Origin of the sequence: Caldicoprobacter sp., from assembly GCF_047459465.1 — a bacterium.
GTDB lineage: Bacteria > Bacillota > Clostridia > Caldicoprobacterales > Caldicoprobacteraceae > Caldicoprobacter.
The window spans coordinates 1-6,003 of sequence record NZ_VSCO01000114.1 but is presented as its reverse complement, the minus strand read 5'-3'; the positions used below and the strand labels follow the sequence as shown (position 1 = coordinate 6,003).

8 protein-coding genes are annotated in these 6,003 nt (G+C 40.6%); all 8 read right to left on the bottom strand.

Annotated elements, in window-relative coordinates:
* Positions 1-39: 39 nt before the first annotated feature.
* The gene (locus tag FWJ59_RS07430) at positions 40-207 is read right to left on the bottom strand and encodes a hypothetical protein (protein ID WP_156925034.1); all 168 of its coding nucleotides are present in this window, start codon (positions 205-207) and stop codon (positions 40-42) included.
* Positions 208-394: 187 nt separating this feature from the next.
* Positions 395-898, bottom strand: coding sequence for a hypothetical protein (locus FWJ59_RS07425; RefSeq protein WP_414481317.1), 504 nt, complete (start codon positions 896-898; stop codon positions 395-397).
* 49 nt (positions 899-947) lie between these two features.
* Positions 948-1,877: a M56 family metallopeptidase gene (locus tag FWJ59_RS07420; RefSeq protein ID WP_414481316.1), complete on the bottom strand. Its 930-nt coding sequence runs from the start codon at positions 1,875-1,877 to the stop codon at positions 948-950.
* A 32-nt stretch (positions 1,878-1,909) separates the two neighbouring features.
* Positions 1,910-3,112 carry an MFS transporter gene (locus tag FWJ59_RS07415; RefSeq protein WP_414481315.1) on the bottom strand — a complete coding sequence of 401 codons (1,203 nt, stop codon included), beginning with the start codon at positions 3,110-3,112 and terminating at the stop codon, positions 1,910-1,912.
* Position 3,113: 1 nt separating this feature from the next.
* Positions 3,114-3,575: an SPASM domain-containing protein gene (locus FWJ59_RS07410; protein WP_414481314.1), complete on the bottom strand. Its 462-nt coding sequence runs from the start codon at positions 3,573-3,575 to the stop codon at positions 3,114-3,116.
* Between the two features lie 28 nt (positions 3,576-3,603).
* Complete coding sequence (locus FWJ59_RS07405; protein WP_414481318.1) at positions 3,604-3,831, bottom strand: radical SAM protein; 228 nt, start codon at positions 3,829-3,831, stop codon at positions 3,604-3,606.
* Positions 3,832-3,983: 152 nt separating this feature from the next.
* A complete protein-coding gene (locus FWJ59_RS07400; protein ID WP_414481313.1) occupies positions 3,984-4,292 on the bottom strand; it encodes a hypothetical protein in 309 nt (102 codons plus the stop codon).
* Positions 4,293-4,484: 192 nt separating this feature from the next.
* Positions 4,485-5,501: a restriction endonuclease gene (locus tag FWJ59_RS07395; RefSeq protein WP_414481312.1), complete on the bottom strand. Its 1,017-nt coding sequence runs from the start codon at positions 5,499-5,501 to the stop codon at positions 4,485-4,487.
* Positions 5,502-6,003: the final 502 nt, after the last annotated feature.

Sequence of the window (6,003 nt, the reverse complement as noted above, 5' to 3'; positions counted from 1 at the left end):
CTCTCATCCGCTTTGCTTCAACATATCTTATCCGTCTGGTTACACGCCTATACTTCCTCTTTCGACTTCTCCCCTTCCTTGGATTGTATTGCCCAGCAGATCTTTCAATGCTCCCTGTAAATCCTTTGCTGTTTTAATGTTGTACTCTGCAATGAGTCTACTAATAAGTTCTTTCTTTTCCGGTGTTATAATTCTTTTTCTTGCCATACAAAAACTCCTCCTATGCTTTTATATTCTAACATAGAAGGAGTCCATATTTACACAAAATATTTTACAGCCTCACTTCAAACAACATTGTTCATAATATTCCGTATGGTTTAACGAAAATATAAACTATGACTTTCACTCATTGAACAAAGCTTTTTCAGTAGTATAACCATGCATTCCTCCCCTATTACGGAAACAGAATCTTATCGAAATAATCAAAGATGATATTATTAAGTATTCCATCTCCCTTTCCTCGAACTTCCGCGGGTTCGTAATTAAAATACATGCCATTGACAAAATACATACAGCAATCGTCCGTAGCCATTAAAAGCTTTATTTGTTTGCCGTCAGCTAAAGTTAATGTCATAATACCAGTATAAGGACATTTAGTACCTATAAAGTTTTCTGCCTCAGAAAATAGTTTTTCCATCATGGATAGAGCCTCTCTATCCGTGACTGTCTGTTTATACACTCTACCACCTGTATATAACGTAAACTCAGCACTTGTAACATTCTTTATTGTCATGGGATCAAAAGGTACAATGCCCAATTCTCGTTCGGCGATTTCTAATGCTATCTCGCAAAGCTCCTTGTTTACAGCAAAATATTCGGTTGTCCCTCTTTCTTCTGACCAAGAATAGTGATGTAGGGAACCATCATTTAAGATTCGCCATTCCAATCCCTGGTACACGATGTTGATGCCAAGATGATATCGATCATTATAGATACCGTGAGGTACATCACTTTTTTTCTAAATTGTTCAACATTGGAATAAGTTTTTGTTGGGCTTCATCGTTTAACACATAATATAATTCCCTGCGAAATTGCTCGGTGGGAAATATCCCTAAACACACCTTATCCTCAATCGGTTGGCTTAACAAGGTTCCGACATTTTCTTCATCAAAAGTTGAGCTGTGCTGATCCTGTTGGTCGCCTTCTGCATCAGTTAGGGGTATCTCATTTTTTATTTCTTCCTGCTCTTCATTTTCTTCATTAAAAGTTGAGCTATGCTGATCCTGCGGGCTATCCCCTGCATCAGTTGATGGTGTTTTATTTTGTATTTCTTCCTGTTCTTTTTGTTGAGAAACGATATTAGACGGATCATTATGCGGTATTTCTGAAGTATCCGGACTCTTTGAAGACAAATCTACAACGTTAGGGTTTGATATCATTGCAATGCCAACGCCTATAACGACTACTACTGAAACAAATACCAGCCAAAACGCAGGCTTTTTATAATCCAATATATTTTTAATCCTTGCCTTTACATTGCTCTCACTAAAGGCCAGAGGATTAACCGCAAAAAGTCCGCTTCTTTTAACGGAAAGTGAAAGTAGAGAGCTGGAGTAACCAACCTTGGCGTCCTGTCCCATTCTTCGCAGAACGCTTTCATCACAAGACATCTCCATATCTCGACTCATGAGCGCAAAAGACAACCACATAATCGAGTTAAACCAGTGGAGAATTAGGACAAGAAAAGCAAGGGGTTTAATGAGATAGTCCTTCCTGCGGAGGTGTGTACGTTCGTGCTCCAGTATGTAAAAAAGGTGCGTCTCATCGTCAAGTATTGTTTCAATTAGATCTCGTGTTTCGGTTGGATGTGATTTTCTTTCAGTGTTGTAGCAAAAGTTACAATGGAGATGACATGCTGTAGTAAGATCCCAAGACAAGTGCTAAGGTCTATCGGGTACAACAATCTGTTTCATGAATCTTCACCTCTTAGCACTAACGCAAGTTTTAACAAAAACAAGGAAATCAGCGAAGCTACTCCTGCAAAAAAGAACGTGACTTTAAGCCCCAAAGCTGAGATAAGAGTCCCCCATAAGAGAGGAGCTACTGCCCAGAAAGCACTACGAAGAGTATTCAAAAAAGATAGTGCTGTTGCCCGTTCGACGCTGATCTGTTCATTTTCTAAAAGGGTAATACCACTCCCCCTCAAATAACTGGAAGCAATCGCAACAATAACTAAGGCCACAAAAGCCCAAGGCACATGAACTAACGGCATTAATAAAAAGGCAAGTGCTGATAATAGTGTTGGCCAAAGAATTAGTTTCCGGTAATCGGTGATTTTTATCTTGCAAATATAAAAACCTGTCACTGCTGCAGCCAATGAAGTAACACCAAAAGCAAAAGCCGTCCCTTTCAGGTCAACCCCAAACTGTTCCACCATGTAAGTAATCCACCAGGCACTTGTGATCCAAGTGGGAAGTGTAAAGAAAAAACTCTGAACTGCTGTAATCCATAGAACACGACTTTCTAAAAACTGATAAAATCCCGTTTTGAGTATTTCCAACCACCCTCGGCGGCGGTAATTCCCATAGTTCTCAGGAAAGGTCATGATAAACAAGCCATCGGCTATAATGATAACACCAGTCAAAGCAATTGGAATACGCAAGCTGCCAAGGCCTCCCAGAATATATGCTACCACCATTCCTATTGCAGTAAATGGAATAGAGTAAAGGTAAAGCTTACCAAAAGCTTTCCTTGTCCCTTCTTGGCCAACACTATCATAGAGCCATGCTTCCCGTGTACCGCTCGTAAAAGCATAGGAAATTCCCATTAATACAGCTGTAACAAGTGCAGGACCAAAGGCAGAAATCGAGCTGAGCCATAACATTCCTGCACCATAGCAAAACATTGCCAATCCCCAAGAGAGCCTACGGCCCAGCCGGTCTGCAAAAGCTCCAGTCAGGTAATCGATAGCAGAGGTCACCGCTGAGGCAAGTGATACAAAAAATCCAAATTGGGTAGGTGTTAACTCGAGTCCCTTTTCTGTAGTCATAAATTGAATATAGTAAGGATCAAGAATTTTAAAAGCAAAAAACTCTATAAGGCATACAGCAATAATATAACGGCGAATGTAGTAGGTATAGAGTATTTTTCCATTAGTTGAATGTTCAGTCATGTCAATATCCTCCTACCTTTTCCTTTGGTAAATTGGATGGAAAAACTCTAATTTGCTCCTCAGTCAAACCCCTGACAAGGGGACACCAGGGATCCGTAGCAAACCAGTCTTCAGTAAGATAGTACGTTCTAGCACGGCACCCCCCGCAGAATTCGCGGTATAAACAAGAACGGCACGGTTCAGCAAGTAGCGATCCGTTACGAACTCCTTCCAGCACAGATGAGTGATAAAGAACGATTAGAGATTGCTCAAAAATATTTCCTAAACACAAATCTCGACTGTATAAACAGGGAAAGACTGAGCCATCGGCAGTAATAGTTAGGTTAGTACGCCCCCAAGGACAAGCTGTGCTCAGATCCAAATAGGGAGAGATGGGGTCAGTAAGAGGGTAATACGGGACATTATAATATACTGCAAAAGCCTGTCTAAAATACCTGGTATCGAGTTCTCTAACAAGCTTCATAATTCGTAAATGCTCTTCGTAAGAGATATCAAGCTCTGATTGTACTATATAGTATCTCTACGCCTCTCATGGCCCTGGCGAACGAACCTTGTCCTCTGATAGCATCGTGGGTTTGTGCACTAGCTCCATCTAGGGATATCATGACCTCAGAGATACCTAAAGATTCCATAAGCTTTGCTGTTTCTTGGTTAATAAGTGTACCATTAGTGATAATTGCGATACCTTTAATATCCGGCCCTTGAGCCAACTGAAGCATGTCCCATATCCAGTTATTTGTCAATGGTTCTCCCCCAGAAATTGTCAGCCAAAGTCCATCCATCTCTAAACACTCCACAAGTTGCCGAGCATCTGCTAAAATACGACTAAATTGCTCCACTGTCATAATTTGTGGCTTAGTCGATACATTGTTTAATCACGGTAATATTTTATTTTGTCGCCTACTATTTCATATTTTATTCCGCCTTGTTCAAAGGCTCTTATGAGTTCCTGATGTCCTAATCGGTTGTAATGGTTAAATGCTTGTGATTTTGTATTAAGCTCTTGTATAAGCCGCATTTGTTCCTCTATGTTTAAGCCTGATTTGCTTAAATCCGTGTTCATATTCTCAAACACTTTAATCATTATTTCTGCCATTTCAAGGTATAACTCTATTTGCATGGTTAAGGCCTTATGGTATCCTTCTATCTCGGCTGGGACATTCATAGAGTTTAATCTCATGAAAAATTTGTATCGCACGTCTTATCGCTTTTCCAGCTTACTTTTACATATGGTCCAGTTTCGTAAATATGGCCTGGTCATTCCCAGATTTTAGCGTTCTGAATCCCGTCAATACGTCATTCCAAATAAAGTCTGTCCGATCCTTTAAAGATGAAATTGCTGTAAGTGAATAGCTACCTCCAATAGTAAATCTCATTCCTCCTCTTCGGGCACAAGCGTCCAAATCCGTTTTAATGGGAGTTCTGTTTGGAGTGCATCAGGTAACCTTTCATAGGTAGCTAAAATTGCTTTAATTAAATCATCGGCATCCCAGAGCCGGAGTTCAAAAAAGAGCCGTGAAGCTTCCCTAGGAACGGAGCTTCTATATCCTCCCCACGCTACAATTAAACCATGATCGGCTCCAAAATTTTTCATTACTCCCTGTAGTTCCCTAATTATTTTTACATCTACAGGTGCATCTCCTGACTTAACTTGTACCACTAACCTGGGGTGATCAAAACCCATCGGACCATACCCGGCTATGATGTCCACACCACCGTCTGCCCCTTCAGGAGAAATCTGTACCTTATATCCCTGAGCTTCCAATACAGCTCCTACAAGGCGAGCAAGGTCATGCCCTTTAAACTTTCGAGCTATATAATCACGTATCTGATCACGAGCATATTGCTCTAAGTCTACAGGAGTTTCCCCTTCAGTTTGGTCAGGAAAATCCGTTTGTGTAATTGCGGAAATCGGCTTTTCAGCCAGTAATGCTCGAACCCGTTCCTCTGCGTTATTCCTCTGAATACGACAAACAGTCATAAATGCCCCTAGAGAGTAGAGAATATCCTTATCAAATGCGCTCCTGGGCAACTCTCGTAGCCACTTTACAGAGCGAGTGTGCCTTGCACCTTCAGGAAGGTCAGGAAGGTATTTATATGGACCATTTATTTTACCAATAAAAATTATTGAACGGCTTTTTAAAGGTAGTGCTACCAAATCCCCCTCCTGCATTTCTTTAAGGAAGGGCCATATTTGGCTTGTCCAATTTCGAATTGTTTTGGGCTTTTCTTCAGGATATGTCTTCCCCAATAATTCTAAAAGTTCTTGGCGGGTATTGATATGGGAAAGATCAGGTAGCTCATCCCAGCCAGGAAGAAGCAAATTTTTAGTCAATGCTAGATCTTCCCGCTCACCGTGCTTACCTGCACGCACCAACCATAGCGCCATTTACATTACCTCCTCTGTATCATATAAAACCTGCGCTGCTCGCTTTATCATACTCAATCTCTTCGTGCTCTTCTTTGACGGCATCTAATCAGCGGCCTACAATGTATTAGGCACCAATCATCAAAAAACACAATAAAAAAAGACCCATCTTCAAAGAAGAAATATTATTGAGAATCTCACTACGTTGTTTCTTTTAGACCTATCAATCTATGATGAAATTCGTCGCCAAAGAGAAAATTCCTGCTACAACATCAAATTTTTTGTACTTATTTTCACTGTTAAAGATCAGGTATAATGATCAAGGCCACCGAGTGATGTTTAGCAAATTCGTTTTACCGCAGCTCGAATGGCCAAAATGACGAGGTTATAGCAACTCCCCCTTAATAATATCGAGAAATCGCGATATAGGTACGTATTTAAATCTCCCGTTATTCATCTCACCTATCCCCATAATACTCCTTTTATCATATTCGCTATATTTAACATACGGACTATACAGGCC

What these genes read in the sequence shown, in the direction of transcription:
- FWJ59_RS07405 (WP_414481318.1), bottom strand. Translation starts at nt 3,831, where the DNA reads ATGCTTCAGTTGGCTCAAGGGCCGGATATTAAAGGTATCGCAATTATC.
- FWJ59_RS07430 (WP_156925034.1), bottom strand. Translation starts at nt 207, where the DNA reads ATGGCAAGAAAAAGAATTATAACACCGGAAAAGAAAGAACTTATTAGT.
- FWJ59_RS07395 (WP_414481312.1), bottom strand. Translation starts at nt 5,501, where the DNA reads ATGGCGCTATGGTTGGTGCGTGCAGGTAAGCACGGTGAGCGGGAAGAT.
- FWJ59_RS07410 (WP_414481314.1), bottom strand. Translation starts at nt 3,575, where the DNA reads ATGAAGCTTGTTAGAGAACTCGATACCAGGTATTTTAGACAGGCTTTT.
- FWJ59_RS07400 (WP_414481313.1), bottom strand. Translation starts at nt 4,292, where the DNA reads ATGAGATTAAACTCTATGAATGTCCCAGCCGAGATAGAAGGATACCAT.
- FWJ59_RS07415 (WP_414481315.1), bottom strand. Translation starts at nt 3,112, where the DNA reads ATGACTGAACATTCAACTAATGGAAAAATACTCTATACCTACTACATT.